Annotated in this window: 15 protein-coding genes, 2 tRNA genes and 1 pseudogene; 2 read left to right on the top strand and 16 right to left on the bottom strand. The window is 37.9% G+C overall.

From position 1 onward, the window contains the following. Positions 1-197: 197 nt before the first annotated feature. On the top strand, positions 198-344 hold the full coding sequence (locus tag MUW74_RS00055) for a hypothetical protein (protein WP_243552998.1): 147 nt from the start codon (positions 198-200) through the stop codon (positions 342-344). A gap of 25 nt (positions 345-369) precedes the next feature. Here the strand turns inward: MUW74_RS00055 and MUW74_RS00060 are convergent, their stop codons facing one another. Then, positions 370-1011, bottom strand: a complete 642-nt coding sequence (locus MUW74_RS00060; RefSeq protein ID WP_243516837.1) for an outer membrane beta-barrel protein — start codon at positions 1009-1011, stop codon at positions 370-372. Positions 1012-1264: 253 nt separating this feature from the next. Here MUW74_RS00060 and MUW74_RS00065 point away from each other — a divergent pair, with 253 nt between their 5' ends. Further along, positions 1265-1630 carry a YraN family protein gene (locus MUW74_RS00065; protein ID WP_243516840.1) on the top strand — a complete coding sequence of 122 codons (366 nt, stop codon included), beginning with the start codon at positions 1265-1267 and terminating at the stop codon, positions 1628-1630. A gap of 191 nt (positions 1631-1821) precedes the next feature. Here MUW74_RS00065 and MUW74_RS00070 read toward each other — a convergent pair whose 3' ends face one another. The 15 genes and pseudogenes from MUW74_RS00070 to MUW74_RS00140 form a co-directional block, all read right to left on the bottom strand. After that, positions 1822-2577, bottom strand: coding sequence for a hypothetical protein (locus MUW74_RS00070; protein ID WP_243552999.1), 756 nt, complete (start codon positions 2575-2577; stop codon positions 1822-1824). Between the two features lie 674 nt (positions 2578-3251). Then, the gene (gene fabV, locus MUW74_RS00075; RefSeq protein ID WP_243516846.1) at positions 3252-4475 is read right to left on the bottom strand and encodes an enoyl-ACP reductase FabV; all 1224 of its coding nucleotides are present in this window, start codon (positions 4473-4475) and stop codon (positions 3252-3254) included. A gap of 5 nt (positions 4476-4480) precedes the next feature. Next, positions 4481-4996 carry a polymer-forming cytoskeletal protein gene (locus MUW74_RS00080; RefSeq protein ID WP_243516848.1) on the bottom strand — a complete coding sequence of 172 codons (516 nt, stop codon included), beginning with the start codon at positions 4994-4996 and terminating at the stop codon, positions 4481-4483. A 6-nt stretch (positions 4997-5002) separates the two neighbouring features. Continuing rightward, positions 5003-5818: a M23 family metallopeptidase gene (locus MUW74_RS00085; RefSeq protein WP_243516851.1), complete on the bottom strand. Its 816-nt coding sequence runs from the start codon at positions 5816-5818 to the stop codon at positions 5003-5005. A gap of 162 nt (positions 5819-5980) precedes the next feature. Then, positions 5981-6058, bottom strand: a tRNA-Val gene (locus MUW74_RS00090). Between the two features lie 37 nt (positions 6059-6095). Beyond that, positions 6096-6177: transfer RNA gene (locus MUW74_RS00095), tRNA-Leu, on the bottom strand. A 445-nt stretch (positions 6178-6622) separates the two neighbouring features. Continuing rightward, entirely contained in the window at positions 6623-7732 is a 1110-nt protein-coding gene (mnmA, locus tag MUW74_RS00100; protein ID WP_243516853.1) for a tRNA 2-thiouridine(34) synthase MnmA, read from the bottom strand. Positions 7733-7764: 32 nt separating this feature from the next. Further along, positions 7765-8772, bottom strand: a complete 1008-nt coding sequence (locus tag MUW74_RS00105) for an Rpn family recombination-promoting nuclease/putative transposase (protein WP_243516856.1) — start codon at positions 8770-8772, stop codon at positions 7765-7767. A 306-nt stretch (positions 8773-9078) separates the two neighbouring features. After that, positions 9079-9912: a translation elongation factor Ts gene (tsf, locus tag MUW74_RS00110; protein ID WP_243516857.1), complete on the bottom strand. Its 834-nt coding sequence runs from the start codon at positions 9910-9912 to the stop codon at positions 9079-9081. Positions 9913-10296: 384 nt separating this feature from the next. Further along, positions 10297-11022, bottom strand: a pseudogene (gene rpsB, locus MUW74_RS00115) (30S ribosomal protein S2); the annotation flags it as partial. A gap of 35 nt (positions 11023-11057) precedes the next feature. Beyond that, a complete protein-coding gene (rpsI, locus tag MUW74_RS00120) occupies positions 11058-11447 on the bottom strand; it encodes a 30S ribosomal protein S9 (RefSeq protein WP_243516859.1) in 390 nt (129 codons plus the stop codon). Positions 11448-11459: 12 nt separating this feature from the next. After that, a complete protein-coding gene (gene rplM, locus MUW74_RS00125; RefSeq protein ID WP_243516860.1) occupies positions 11460-11909 on the bottom strand; it encodes a 50S ribosomal protein L13 in 450 nt (149 codons plus the stop codon). Between the two features lie 197 nt (positions 11910-12106). After that, positions 12107-13369 (bottom strand): pitrilysin family protein, encoded by a 1263-nt coding sequence (locus MUW74_RS00130; protein WP_243516861.1) that lies wholly within the window; start codon positions 13367-13369, stop codon positions 12107-12109. Positions 13370-13767: 398 nt separating this feature from the next. After that, the gene (locus MUW74_RS00135; RefSeq protein WP_243516864.1) at positions 13768-14352 is read right to left on the bottom strand and encodes a hypothetical protein; all 585 of its coding nucleotides are present in this window, start codon (positions 14350-14352) and stop codon (positions 13768-13770) included. Further along, positions 14333-15049: a hypothetical protein gene (locus tag MUW74_RS00140; protein ID WP_243516867.1), complete on the bottom strand. Its 717-nt coding sequence runs from the start codon at positions 15047-15049 to the stop codon at positions 14333-14335. The genes MUW74_RS00135 and MUW74_RS00140 overlap by 20 nt, the downstream gene beginning before the upstream one ends. Between the last annotated feature and the right edge of the window lie 129 nt (positions 15050-15178).

Below are 15178 nucleotides of genomic sequence, written 5' to 3' on the forward strand. Positions count from 1 at the left end.
GCTGGAAAAACAGGAACCTCCCTGCAATCCATCCCGGCAACTGTTTTTCTTGTCATCTGTAAACACCGCTTTCTGATCGCACTTTTTTCAAAGGGCGCGTTTTTTGCCTAGCATAAGCCATAGTGGTGAACGGAAACGTTTTCTATTTACGCTATCTAAGGCTTTTTTCGAAATGTTACTTGTGGTAGTCAGGTCATTTGATCCGTCTAGCTAATGTTTATATCTTACCTATATCTAGTAAATTGTTGTTGTCTTTTTGTTATTTCTTACAAATGACTCAACATCAATCAGGTACGCAACAAGCCTATGCATTAATGAATCCTAAAGTATTGATTTATATCTAGAATCTAGAATAGATTGCATATGATACTAAAATAAAAAACAAAGATCAACACAAACAAAGTTATTATAACAATAACAATTATTCGTATCTTTTGTATACATTATACCTGGCACATCCCAACAATAACTTAAACCCAAAACAAGGCTATTGGTTAAGCTAAAATCATATTTTACGCCACCACCTAACAGGATAAAAAAACCGAAGGGCCGTTTGGTTAAAACAGTAGAAGAACCTGAATCAGCTGGTGTAATGGGTCTACTGGGCAGATTGATAGAGGGTATGACACCTAGCTTAAAATAGATACTGGTATCAAGCATAACCTCACTGGTATAAAATCTACATAGAACAGGTATCCAGAGATAATGTAAAGAGTAGCCCTCATCTATAACACCTAATGAATCGGTAGCATCACGAGCAACTTGCATATGGCTTAAGGCATAAGAGAGGCCTAAACTAAGGTTACAGTGCTCTTGTAGCACAAGGTGATAGGCACAACCAAAGTGTAAAGCCATGGCCCCTCCTTTATCATAAAGGACCGGTTTGATGCGGTTATGCAGTCTATTAGTAGCATAAGAAGGCGAACATTCAGCACTAAAACGGCCAGAAAATGCCATAGCACTATTATGGCCCATTGCAAAATACAAAGCTAAAATTAGAATCCTTCTCATAGAGGACTAAATTACAGCTATTTTATGGTAAAAATAAATTTATATTTATTTTAATTTACTAAACTTTTTTAAAATTTAAGCTTAAAATAGCTACCCAGAGCGGGGTAGGATACCATATTTAACTTAAATATTTAGACGGTTAGCAACCATTTATTAAGTAATAGTCTGCCTACAATCTAGTCTTTATTCCAACTATTGCTTACAGATGGATAATCTATTTATAGTAGAGTGTAGTAGCTATTCATTGTAAACTATGGCAACAAAAAATAGTGCGCAAGCCTTTGGTCAATATGCAGAAGAGGTTGCAGCAGATTACTTGGTAAAAAAAGGGTTTAAGGTACTAGCCCAAAATTTTCGTTACAAACGCTTTGAGATAGATCTTATTGTTCAAAAAGAGACATTGATTGTTTTTGTTGAGGTAAAAGCACGTAAAAATACTTTATTTGGAAACCCAGAATCTTTTGTTAACCAAAAGAAAATTCGTTGCTTGCGCTTAGCGGCCGCGCACTACTTGCGCATAAAAAATAGCCAACAGCCCATACGTTTTGATATTGTAGCTGTTTTGGGAAGTCAGCACCAAGTTATTGAAATTATGCACTTGGAGGATGGGTTTTATTAGCATACATATAGAAAATTTTGTAGCCGTTCAGCCAATGGCGTCAACTTAAGGGATATATTTAATTGATTATTATATATAATAATATATAAAAAACGCCCCTTGTAAAATAGTTGTGATCAGAAAGCGACCCTTACAGCTGGAAAACCAGAACTTGACCGCTACGCAGGGCTCGATCAGGCTGTTTTTATATTTCAGCTTAAAAAAGAAGAAAAATAAGATTTAAATTTATCCGGTATTCTACTTATTTCAGATCTTGGATTATTACCATGTTTATCCTTTACATCCCATTTTGCACCACGACCTATTAACTCCTCTAATAATTTATATTTATTTTGCAGTTCCGGAAGATTCATAACTTTATCAGGAGGTACAAAATATTTGTAAGACGAGAGAGACTGCTCTAATGATCTTACTACTATCAATAAAGGTGTATTCCCGGGGTAATCTCTTTGATTTACATCTACACCTTTTTCTAGTAGAAAGGTTATGCCCAACCTTGTTTCAGAATTATTATTGCGTAAGTATGCCTCGATTGCAAGATTCAATACAGGATTGCCTACTGGGTCGATTCCATTTATCTCTAGGCCTTCGCTTATAGCATCATATATAGATACTTTCGAATATTTTGGATCCGAATTTTCTAAGACCGACAGGCTTTGAAAATGTTTTGAATTATTAAGGTGTTCTGTATCATGAACGCCCTCTATCCCTTGTGCAACCTGATTGATAGCTTCATTTATGGACAAAAAAGTAGCTTCTTTTGGACCTGGAGCTGTCATTGTATGATCTGTAGGGATTCCAGTTGAAGTTCCCGCTTCCACAGGGTTAGTTTCTACAGCTTCCGTTTTTTTGTTCGACTGGCTGCCCAACATACCTAACTGCCTGTTTGTATTGACACAAGAAGACAATGCATGAAAGCCAAATAAGCTTATAAATAGACGTTCCATGGAACGCATATATGTTTTTTTTATTTTCATAGTATTGATTTTATGTAATATATGCTATATAATGACTACTAAGAAGAAGTAGTGCATGCAATGAGTATGTCAAAGGTGAACTATCCATACTACTCCGCTTGCCTAAGTCTAACAAAATACTCTTGCTCATTAAGTCAGCAGTAATCCAAACTAAGTATTTACTTAGCCTTCACCCTGGTAGGTTACCAAAAAAAAAATAGAAATGCAACCCATAGTGCACTAAAAATAAGTAGATTTAAATAGCTCTATTTGGAATAGCATAGGCAATTTTTGCTTTAATAGCTGATACTATCTCTATACTAAAAGAGTATGTATGCGTGTTTAAGCAGTTATAATAGCCACTAAACTTATTTTGCGTTTCACTTTTTTGTTTCCTGTATTGTTTGTATGGCCGGGTGCTCCACTTTTTTCTTCACTGCCTTGAAAAATTTTCTAAGCCTCTTTCAACTTTGGTTTAAAAAATAGATCGCTAAGTTCACGTTTTTGCTTAGAGCGTTTCCCAATACTAAAATGGTTAAATAATTTTTATTTTTTAGGGATTGTAAAAAAATTACAACTATAAAATAGGGGTTAAAAGTAATACTTAGTTTAAATACTAACTCAAATTAATACTAACTCAAATTTATGTAACTGGTTTACAATAATTAAAATCCAGAATTGATCTTAGAAGGATATAAAGAAGGTATAGGAACTTCTACCCGCTGAGCTTGGGTGTAATCAACTCCTGCTACTTGGAACCCAAATAATTTGTAAAACTCATGGCGATAGCCGACAAAGTCGGTCATGGTAGATAGATTGGTATCATCTATCTTAGGCCAAAGTTCGGCAACAGCTTGTTGTACATCTTCTCGCATCTCCCAATCATCTATACGAATTAGGCCTTCTGCATCTACCAAGACCTGGCCCTTTTTTCTATACAGCCGATCTGAGTATAATCTGTATACCTGCTCTATACAACCTTCGTGTAGATTTTTTTCTTTCATTATTTTGTAAATCAATGAAATATAAAGAGGTACTACTGGTATGGCTGCACTTGCTTGTGTAACCAAAGCTTTATTCACAGAAATAAAAGCCTGACCACCAATAGGGCTGAGTCTTTTTTGTAGCATGCTGCTTGCTGCTACTAAGTCTTTTTTTGCCGCTCCAATGGTCCCTTTTGAATAAATAGGATCAGTCAACTTAGGGCCAATATAGGAGTAAGCTATGGTTTTTGCAGCCTTAGCCAGTAGCTTTTCCTGCAATAAAGCCTCTAACCACATCATCCAATCCTCTCCTCCCATAACCGCAATAGTATCTGCTACCTCTTTAGGTGTTGCAGGTTCAATGGAGACATTTGAAATATGACCACTCATCATATCAATTGTTTTATTGCTATAGGGTGCACCTATAGGTTTTAACACTGACTTAAACGATAGGCCTGTTTGGGGATGGGTCCGAAGTGGAGATGCCAGGCTATAGATAACTAAATCTACTTGACCACCCCAATCCTGTTTGATTAGTGCAATGGTTTCTTGCTTTATGGAATCTGAAAAAGCATCGCCATTAATGCTTTTAGCATAAAGCCCTGCTTGATGGGCAGCTTGCTCGAAAGCAGCTGTATGGTACCAACCAGCAGAAGCTGTTCGTTTATCGTCAGCTGGTCGCTCAAAAAAAACACCTATCGTCTGAGCTTTAGCACCAAAAGCAGCTACTATTCTACTGGCTAGACCATAACCAGTAGAAGCGCCTATGATCAGTACTTTTTTAGGACCAGAGGTAATAGGTGAATGGCTGGTTACATATTTGATTTGTTCTTGAACATTTTGGGTGCAGCCAGCTGGATGAGCTGTGGTACATATGTATCCGCGTACTTTTGGTTCTATAAGCATAGATCTCAAGGAATAAGGGGTTTATTGGCAGGCTTAGGTAATGGTAATTTTTCTGAAGGGGTTATGGTATCTTCGAGTGAATCAATTTCAGAATAGGGTTCATCTTCAGAACATATCTGTGATACAGCATCGAAAAGATGGTCGTCTTGATACTCCTTTATAGATTTATGATCCTTACCCATTTTACATTTCCCATCAAAATAAGCACCCTCCTCAAAAACCAATTTATTCGCCACAATATCACCCCATACGGTTGCAGTTGATTTAAGAACAAGTAACTCTACCACTTCTATGGTTCCTTTTACCTCTCCACCAATTTCAGCATTGTGGGCTACAATGTTGCCCTCTACCTGAGCAGTATGGCTTAATACTAATTTGGCTTTTGTTTTAATACCACCTGTTATCTTGCCTTCTATACGTAAGTTGCCTGTAGTGTTTATATTGCCTTCTAAGTGAGACCCTTGTCCTATAATATTGCTAATGGTTACAGGGTTGGCACTCTTTGTTTTATTATTAAACATGCTTTTCTAAGGGTTAATATAGTCTTCCGGATTTAATGGAACACCTTTGTTCCAAAGCTCAAAATGCAGATGCGGCCCCGTAGAAATCTCTCCAGAGTTGCCCATAAGGGCTACTACATCACCTGCTCTAACCAAGTTACCAACTTTTTTAAATAAAATAGCACAATGTTTACAGATTGAGACAACGTTATTATAATGTTGAATCACAATAACCCATCCTGTATCAACCGACCAGTCAGACAAAATTACAATTCCCGTTGATATGGCTTTAACAGGAGCCTTCTCTTCTGCTACAATATCAACTCCATAATGTTTTCCTGCTCTATGAAAGGGTTGGGTAATCTTTCCATTAATAGGAGAAAACAATAGAGAAGATCCTATGCTAATAGGCCCGTTTTCATGGATTGATACTACTGGAGATGATTCTAGTTTTGAGTCAGCTGCTATTGGCTCCGGAATAGTAGAAGAGATTGGGTTAGGTAGTGCGTGTTTAGACTTCCCTTGAATAATTTTTTGAAGGGCGTCAATAAACTTTGTTTGGGACCTGATTTGTTCTTCTAATGTTTCTACTGTAACAGCTAAGGAAAGTATTTTTTTTTGATTTTCTGTTTCTATATATATAGGATTCATCCATTTGGCTAAAACAGTTTTAGCTAGCCATAAACTAAAACCAAAACTTATACACAACCAAGATAAAAATAAGGTAATAATGGTAGCATAGTTAAAAGGGGGCGTTATATACTCCGCAAAATTTTCAACATTTCGAATAACTAGCTGGTACCTACCTTCGAAATAATCCAGAAATTTTCTATACGTACGCAATGATCAACTTATTTAATATTAAACATCTAAAAACCTGCGCTATGACTTCACATTGGTATGCGTGCCACACTGTAGAAGCACATAAACAAAGAAAAAACGCCGCTTATTTACCAACTAGGGTGAACAAATACTTGAAATGGCAGTTTTTTAAGATATAAAATATGGTGGGCAGCATTGGACTCGAACCAACGACCTTTCCGATGTCAACGGAATGCTCTAAACCATCTGAGCTAACCACCCCTTAAATGCTTAAAAAGCTATGCTTGAGCCCCCGCTGTGCGCACGGGGGGACTCGAACCCCCATGCCCGAGGGCACCACCCCCTCAAGATGGCGTGTATACCAATTTCACCACATGCGCAAAAATTCTCAGGTGCTTTATAGGTTCATTTCAAATGGAATGAATGTACCTAATTTAGGATATAATAGAGTGTTTGCCAAATATTGAGGCTATTATAATAGATGGGATAGTATAATTGTTTCCATTCAGCCCCCACCCACGGACGCGAGTTATACCTAAAAAAGAAACTTCATTAACTGCAGTTTCTTAGAAGCCCTATGGCAAAGTACGCAAAAAAAACAAAATCGCCCCTTGTAAAAAGTTGCGATCAGCAAGCGCAGCTTACAGATGAAATAGAAAAACAGCTTGTTTGAAGCCCGCACAGCGGGCGAGTTCTGTTTTTCCAGCTGTAAGCTGTGCTTGCAGCTGCTTTTTACCGAGGGCTTGATTTTTTGCACACTTTTTTATCAAGAAAAAAGTGTGATATAAATGCCTTACTTGCCACTGATTTGAACAGATACTCATTTTATTGCTTTTTTTGAAAAGCAGAGACAATCCACCCCCCTCCTATTACATCGTCTTCTTCATAAAAAACAGCCGCTTGACCAGGTGTAATGGCATGCACACCACTGCCAAAAAAGACATGCATTTGATCACCTACTTGTTCAATCACGGCAGGTGTGCCGGGATCGTTATACCTAACCTTAGTAAGGGTATCTAACTTTTTTCCCTGTAGGTCTACATACTTAGATAAATTAAGCCGATCTACATACATACCATCGCGACGTAATTGATCAAAAGTGCCCAGTACTACTCGGTTGGTCTCTTTTTCTATGGCCGTTACATATACGGGATAACCTAAGGCTATATGTAACCCTTTTCGCTGTCCAATAGTATAAAAAGGATACCCTTCATGATGTCCCACTACTGTTCCATCTTCTAGTACAAATTCCCCGCCTTTAACGCTTTCTTCCAATCCAGCTACTTGTCGTTTTAAGAATCCACGGTAATCATTATCTGGAATAAAGCATATTTCATATGATTCAGACTTATTGACTAAGTCTGTAAAGCCACGCTGGGTAGCAAATGCACGAATAAAAGATTTGGTAAATCCACCTAGCGGCAACAAAGTCCTACTAAGGCTTTCTTGAGAAACACCCCATAGGGCATAGGATTGGTCTTTTTTAGGATCTAATCCTTTAGAAATAATATAACGCCCCCCTTCTAATCGCACTTTTGCATAATGACCTGTTGCTAGGTAATCACAACCTAGCTTATTAGCACGCTGCAGAAGCGCATCCCATTTAATATGGGTGTTGCACAATACGCATGGATTAGGGGTTCTACCTGCTAAATATTCAGATTTAAAATGGTCAATTACATGGCTACCAAAGCTCTCTCTAATGTCTACAACAATATGGGGGAATCCCAATTCAACAGCCACATTCCTAGCATCATTAATAGCGTCCAAACTACAACACCCTGTTTCTTTTTTCTTGCCACCACTACCAGCATAACTCCATGTTTTCATGGTAATACCTACTACTTCATAGCCTTGGTCATGCAACATTACAGCCGTTACAGAACTGTCTATGCCACCACTCATAGCCACTAATACACGTCCCTTTTTACTCATAGGTGAATCTTAGAAAATAGCATATCTAACCTTTAGAACTTAGCTTTTTCTATATCCTCTTTAGAAAGACCTGTAAGTAGCATAATATCTTCTAACGGGTAACCTTTTAGATGCATACCCCTAGCTATAGAAAGTGCTTTGCCCTTTTCTCCTTCTAGCTTCCCTTCTAGTTTGCCTTGTTCCAGACCTCTCTTTAGACCCTGTTCTAGGCCTTGCTTCAGGCCTTGTTCCAGGCCTTGCTCCAGGCCTTGTTCCAGACCTTGCTTTAGACCAACTTGCTCTCCTGCTTGTCTGGCTTGTTTTTTCATATAGTCTTCTACTGCTTGATTATCCATGATGCGTTTGATCTCTTTTTCATAAGTCCGTAATTCTATTTCTGACCAGTTAAAGCGATTTAAGGCTTCATAGGCACGTTGGATAACCAAATCGGAATCTATTATTTTTTTTACCTCTGCTTCGCTAGTAGAGGAAGCATACTTAAAAAAGTAGCACCATTTTTCTATCATGGTAGATAATGCTTCAATAGAGTTGATCTTAAACTTAGGTAGTTCTATAAAAGTAAAAGAGAAATCTTGTAGGTCATGCGCATAGGTCTTAGCGTCTAGCACGATATGATTAGAGAGGTAATCTGTTTTACTTGGAAAAACAATGTAGTCCGTAATAGCTATAAAGATTACGGCTTTAAGATCCTGGTATCTAGCGCCTACCTCTTGACCTACATTGAGTTGTCTGGAATAGGCCTTAGCGGCATAGTACTGCGCTCTTTTTTCAAATCCTTCTTGGGAGGTTACTTGCATCTCTACAATGATTTCCCTACCATAATTATTTCTGCACAACACATCTACTATACTTTCTTTCTTACACGCAATCTCTGGATCTTGCACTGTAGAGAGAAAACTAACTTCTTTGATCATAGATGGGCCTTCAAGACACAATATACCATTTATAAAATGAATAAGAATATCTTTATTTTTTTCAGTGCCAAATATCTTACGAAAGGCTACGTCATTCTTCGGATTTAGAAATTTTGAGGTTACCATAATACTGTTACATGTGATGCGTTGATAGACACCACTAATATAGTAACTTTTTAGTATTGATTTAGGAGGTATCTGTTCAAAACAACAGCATCCGCTCTTAGGGCTTCCTTTTCAACTATTTTTTTATTTCAGCTATAATGGTCACTTGCTGAACGCAACTATTTTACAAGGGGTTTTTTGTGCATTTCTGCCACAGTAGTGAATAGATACTATAAAACGAGTTACGATTAGGCAGTACTTTTTACAGCGGAACTAGAAACAAGAAGCTAATTGAAGCCTGACAAGCGGGCAACTGGTGCTTTCTAGCTATGCACCTACCCCAATGCGTTTGAATGCAGTAACAGTTAAAGTGGGGGCAACTGTTTTAAGATATTGGGCAACTGTTAGTTTATTATTTTTGACAAATGGCTGCTGTAATAGCGTATTGTCCTGAAAAAACTTGTTTAATCTACCCTGAGTTATTTTTTCTGCTTTGTTACTATCAAACCCTTCAGCTATAACCTGTGCATGGATAACAGCCGATTCTCTTTCGACTACAGTTGAATCAACCTGATCTTTATCAAGTGCTACGGGGGCCATAGCGGCTATTTGCATAGCCACATCTTTACCTGCAGCGAGTACATCTTCACCTTGACCACCTTCTAGGGCTACTAAAGCAGCTAAACGATTACCAGTATGAATATAAGGAACAGTTACTTCAGCTGTTAAGGTTTCATAAGCAGAAATGGTTATTTTCTCACCAACGGTACCAGTAGCTGCTACCATAGCTGCTTGAACGGTCTGATTGCCTAATGGCAAAGCTTCTAGCGTGGCTATGGAGATGGGATTGTGGGCTACTGCAGCTTCTAAAATACGTTTACCTAACGTAACAAACAACTCGCTTTTAGCAACAAAGTCGGTTTCACAATTGATTACCAACAAGAAAGATTGCTTATTATTGGAACTTGCACAAGCAAAAACAGCGCCTTCACCTGCATGGTATGCAGCACGATCTGCCAATATCTTTTGTCCTTTTTTTCTTAAAAAATCAATGGCTTTTTCAAAATCACCTCCTGATTCAATTAATGCTTTCTTGCAATCCATCATTCCTGCACCTGTTTTTTGCCTCAGAGCAGCTACCTCTTGTGCTGTAATAACCATATATTTTATTTATTATATTCAGATGACTGACCTGCTGTAAAGCACCTATTCAGCCCTCACCCACGGCCATGGGTTATACCCCCAAAAAGAGACCTTATAGAATGAAGTTTATTATTTTTCTTCTTTCCCTAACTTCTCTTGAATGGGAGCAGCAGCTTGTACTGCTTTTGCTTGCTCCGGTTGCTCTTTAACGGGCAAAGGAGGTTGTACTAATTTTTCTTTCTTTGGTCGGTCTTTAACGGGAGTAGCTGCTTGTGCAACTTTAGCTACAGGTGTAATTTCTTTAGGTTTTGCCTTGGATGGAATGGTTTTCTTGATTACCACACCTTGCACCACTTTTATACCTCTTTTAGGAGCCATTTTGTTACCTTCATTACCAGCAGGGTCCTCCTCTTTCTTAGGGGCGGTTTCTGCCTTCTCCTTCTTATAGGCTGCAATACCTTCTTGAATGGAACCAGCTAGATATCGAACTATAATGTCAACTGAACGGAAGGCATCATCATTGCCAGGAATAGGAAAATCAACTATATCTGGGTTGGTGTTGGTATCAACAAGGGCAAAAACAGGAATACCTAATTTGCGTGCTTCTTCAACAGCAATATGCTCTTCTTTAATGTCAATTACCAATAGCGCAGAGGGCAGCCTAGTAACATTAGCCAATCCCTGTAATATTCTACTGAGTTTTTCTTGCTCTCGGGCAATAATCAACCTTTCTTTTTTAGCTAAGTTTTTATAAGCAGATGTCTGCATATTTTTTTCTATGGCTAACATACGCTTTAGCAGCTTGCGGGTATTGACAAAGTTAGTGAGTGTGCCACCAAGCCATCTTTCTGTAACATAGGGCATACCTAGGTCTTTGGCTGCCTGCTCTACAGAAGCTTTAACTTGCTTTTTGGTAGCTACAAACAAGATTTTTTTACCAGCTCGTGCCATCGCATTGAGCTGCAAGGCAGCTGCTTGCATACAGGTAATGGTTTTATTTAGATCAATGATGTGTATGCCATTTTGCTTCATGAAAATAAAGGGAGCCATCTTAGGATTCCATTTCCTAGTTAAGTGACCAAAATGGACGCCAGCATCAAGCAATTCTTTGAATTCTAATTTTATCATTATGGGTAATAACAAATATAACTATGAGAATAGGGCTAACGTTTGGTAAATTGGAATTTCTTTCTGGATTTTTTACGACCATACTTCTTACGTTCCACTACTCTAGCATCCCTAGTTAAGAAGCCTTCTTTTTTCAGTATGGGCCTATTGGTTTCTAAGTCTAATTTGCAAAGTGCCCTAGCAACACCCAAGCGAATGGCCTCAGCTTGTCCGCGCAACCCCCCACCAGTAACATTAACCTTGATATTGTACTGGGTTACCATATCTAATTTTTCTAGAGGCTGCTTAACAATTAAGCTAATTTCTTCTACTGGAAAATAATCTGAAAGTGGCTTATGATTAATTTGAATATTTCCTGTCCCTTTAACAAGATAAACCCTGGCTACGGCGGTCTTTCTTCGACCTACTGCATTAACTGTTTCCATCCGTTAATAAAATTAGTATTTTAGGGTTATTGGGGTTGGTTTTTGAGCTGCATAGGGATGGATAGCACCCTGGCAAACATGCAAATTGTGAAACAACCTTCTGCCCAACCTATTTTTAGGCAACATACCTTTTACAGCATGCTCTATAACACGCTTGGGATTAACTACCTGAACTTCTTGAGGAGTAGCCTGCTTTAACCCACCAGGATAACCTGAATAGGTAGTATAGATTTTTTTTACCCATTTATTACCTGATAAAGCTACTTTACCAGCATTTAAAATGATAACATGGTCTCCCCCATCTGTATGGGGCGTAAAATCGGGCTTATGCTTCCCACGGATGATGTAAGCAACCTGGCTAGCGAGCCTACCCAACGGCTGAGACGAAGCATCAACAACAACCCATTGTTTGTTAACACTCTGCTTGTTAGCATATTTTGTCTTATAACTAATATAATCCACGCTTTTTTAAATAAAAAGTTGAACCAACAAAAAAATTTGAGGACTGTACAAAAAACTAAAGGCTTCAAATGTATCTTTTTTTTGCAAAAAATGCAAACAAAATGAAACTGAAAAAACATACACTGCCTACTTAAAGTATTGAAGCGATAACCTATAGCAGCCAGGAATTACGTCCTTGTAGTCAAGTCATAGATGCATTAACGCACAATAACTTGTGTAAAGGAATCTAAAGATAAGTATTTTTGTGCTAATTTTCTAACCTCTATAGCGGTTATATTACGAACCTGATGGTAAAACGCAGTGTAGTAACTTTGGTCTAAACCATGAAGATAGGTTGTTTGAAACTTTTGCATAATAGCAAAAGGATCATTAATAGTAGTTAAAAAATGGCCCAGCAAGTAGTTTTTAACATTTGCTAAGGTCTGGTCTGAAACTAGCTCATGGTGTAACAGTTCTATTTCTTTATAAACCTCCTTAATGGTTTCCTTGGTTACTTCTTGGGCTACTTCTGTAGTAATAGCTAGGTAGCCAGCTTGTAGTAAAGCTACCATACTGGAATGAATGCCATAGGTATAGCCCTTATCTTCTCGAATATTACGCATAAGCCGAGAACCAAAATAACCACCTAAAAGGGTATTGACTACAACCATAGGTAAAAAATCTGCCTCTTTCTTAACCAATAACTTTTTGCCAATTACAATGGCAGACTGCAGATGTTGTCCATCTACCAACTCTATTTTTTCAGGCAGTGTACTAGGTAGTATTTGATCTATTAACAGATTTTTGGCAGTAGGTAAACCTGCTAGGGAGTCTTCAATCAATTGTAAGGCTGTTGGCGTAACTTGACCGCTCACAAAAGCAGCACAATTCGTAAAAAATAGTTGTTCGTAATGTTGTTGTAAATCTGCCCGTTGGATACCAACAACATCTTGTATAGTTAGCTGTTTACCATAAGGATGGGCCTCTGTAAATAGAGCCGTACAAAATCGCTTATACGCTACCCGATTATTTTTTTTATCGGCCATTTGAATAGCCTGCGCTTTGACGTTTTTGAGCAATTCAAGTGATTTTTCAGGAAAACTAGGAGTCAATAAGACCTCCAATAATAGGTCTAAGACAGGACTAAGATGCTTGGTAAGCGTGGAAAGCGAGATGGTACAAAAATCTTTCTGTACGCGCGTACTAATCGTTGCACCATAGTAATCTATAATATGCGCAATAGCTTGCGTATTTTTAGTTGTGGTACCCTCTAGTAGCATAGCAGCAGTAAAATAGGCTGCACCTGGATGCAATTCATAAGCGCTACCAGATTTAAAAATCAAATCTAACTCTATAATGGGTTGACTACCCATGTTTAAGCAATAAAGTGGCAGCTTATTCCCAAGTACCTGCCTTTCTGGCCATGGAAAATGGATGGGCTCTATCTCTTTAAATTTTGGAGGAATGGTTCTATCAAGCATAAATAATATGGATTTACCAGAAAGTAGATTTTTTGCAAGGCGTTACTGCTGCTAGTAATTCGCAAGGCAAGCCAGCGCTTAAATCTTCACGAGGCCGTTGTTATAGGTCGACAGTATAATTTTTCTGGGAGTGGTCTATCTAAAATAAAGAAAAAATAAGATTTATTGGATGAATAGCATCAAAAATTGAAAAAAATGAACGTACAAGGAATAAGAAAATTATACGAGCAACCTATTAAGAACTGGCTGAAAAGGTGATTGGTGCTCGACAAATATTGTACAAAGTTTTTTTATGTATAGCCGCAGTACAGTGCTGAATGGTATCGATAAATTTTGTTACATAAACCATCCAAAGGCTTTACTTTATAACTGATTATACAACACGATTAGCCAATTGCTCAACGTTTAACAAATTCCTCGATCTTAACTAGGGTTTCAGGGCTATCCAATGTACCTGTAATACCAAAATCGTCAGAAGAAATATGGGTAGTATTAGCAATAGTAACTGCATGGTAATTTGGGCTCTTTGCAAGAGTAGTGGTTCCAAGCTGACTATAAAGCGGAATAATAAAATCATGACTTTGGTCAACATTCTCTTTTCCAACAATCAATTTTGTAAATAGATTATCCAAGTATGGGGTAATCGGGGTAATCAATGAGATAAAAACCAACAATTCACTAGTTAGCTCATCTTTTGATTCAAGTGATTCAAGGATAAGTTTATTCAATAGCTTACTGAGAAAGCATACTCCGCCTATTCCTAGCATAGGAATATTTAATTTGAGAAGTCGAGCCCGAATATCAAGTAAAGCTGGGCTTCCTTCTACTAAGTCTTGTAGACCTGGTTGTTTAACCAACTGAAAGCTTAGACCAAATTTAGAAAATAACTCAATAAGGGAATCAGTTATGAAAGAGCAGAATGGTTTAACCTGCTCCTCTTGCATATCAGAAAAAATATGTTTTTCAACATATTGCGACAACATATTGCGACAATGAGTCTTTATCCTTGAATCTAAGCAGAGGAATACCTTCGAATGGTGTATTAATGCCAACAACTTTTACTTTATAACCTGCTTCTTGGAGTTTAGGTGCTAAAGCAGATACACGAAGTCCTCCTTGACTATGGCCAATGAGTATGATAGGACGCTGCTTAGCGTCAGGTATAGTAGAAATTTTTTCTAAGAATTCTTTATGACATTTTTCAACTTGTTTCTCTATAGAAAGAGAGGAGGTTGCTTCTTGTGTTACACTTGATGAAGGGATTACTTTCGAATCGGGAAATTTTTCAAGAAGTTTTTTTTGGAAAGAGTCAAAACGATCAGGAGTATCGTTCCACCCATGTGCTAGAAAAAAGATGGGTGGCTGACTTGTAACTACATTCGGATTAGGATTAGCCGTACTATCATCTTTTGATCTATTAAAGCTATTAGCACTAGTAAGGAGAGTGGTATCAGCACCGCCACTAGGATCACTACAGAGAGCAGCGTCAGTAGCATCAGTAGAGGGAGTAGAGCCAGTAGCGTTGGAGGCTACCTTAGGAGGACTATTCGGTGGGCTATTGTCCTTGCATTCACAACCAATAAACAACAAAGAAATAGATATGAAAAAGGGAATAGTAAGGTACAATAGCTTGGTTATCTTGTTATAGGAACTTTTTCTAGAGATGGGCTGAACGTGCATGATAAGTAACGGTTAGGTAATTTTTTTAACTATATGGCAATTAGACAAACTCTTAATAGTCGTAAATAATTGCAATTTTAAGCAAAAATAAAGTTATATGCAAAAATTATTGTATCTGTTCATGACACT

Source organism: Candidatus Cardinium sp. cBcalN2 (assembly GCF_022810445.1).
GTDB lineage: Bacteria > Bacteroidota > Bacteroidia > Cytophagales > Amoebophilaceae > Cardinium.

Excerpts from the sequence above, each read along its gene's own strand:
- rpsI (WP_243516859.1), bottom strand. The coding sequence starts at position 11,447 with ATGGAAACAGTTAATGCAGTAGGTCGAAGAAAGACCGCCGTAGCCAGG.
- MUW74_RS00105 (WP_243516856.1), bottom strand. The coding sequence starts at position 8,772 with ATGGTAACCTCAAAATTTCTAAATCCGAAGAATGACGTAGCCTTTCGT.
- MUW74_RS00130 (WP_243516861.1), bottom strand. The coding sequence starts at position 13,369 with ATGCTTGATAGAACCATTCCTCCAAAATTTAAAGAGATAGAGCCCATC.
- MUW74_RS00080 (WP_243516848.1), bottom strand. The coding sequence starts at position 4,996 with ATGTTTAATAATAAAACAAAGAGTGCCAACCCTGTAACCATTAGCAAT.
- mnmA (WP_243516853.1), bottom strand. The coding sequence starts at position 7,732 with ATGAGTAAAAAGGGACGTGTATTAGTGGCTATGAGTGGTGGCATAGAC.
- MUW74_RS00135 (WP_243516864.1), bottom strand. The coding sequence starts at position 14,352 with ATGTTGTCGCAATATGTTGAAAAACATATTTTTTCTGATATGCAAGAG.
- MUW74_RS00065 (WP_243516840.1), top strand. The coding sequence starts at position 1,265 with ATGGCAACAAAAAATAGTGCGCAAGCCTTTGGTCAATATGCAGAAGAG.
- tsf (WP_243516857.1), bottom strand. The coding sequence starts at position 9,912 with ATGGTTATTACAGCACAAGAGGTAGCTGCTCTGAGGCAAAAAACAGGT.
- fabV (WP_243516846.1), bottom strand. The coding sequence starts at position 4,475 with ATGCTTATAGAACCAAAAGTACGCGGATACATATGTACCACAGCTCAT.
- MUW74_RS00060 (WP_243516837.1), bottom strand. The coding sequence starts at position 1,011 with ATGAGAAGGATTCTAATTTTAGCTTTGTATTTTGCAATGGGCCATAAT.
- MUW74_RS00140 (WP_243516867.1), bottom strand. The coding sequence starts at position 15,049 with ATGCACGTTCAGCCCATCTCTAGAAAAAGTTCCTATAACAAGATAACC.
- MUW74_RS00070 (WP_243552999.1), bottom strand. The coding sequence starts at position 2,577 with ATGGAACGTCTATTTATAAGCTTATTTGGCTTTCATGCATTGTCTTCT.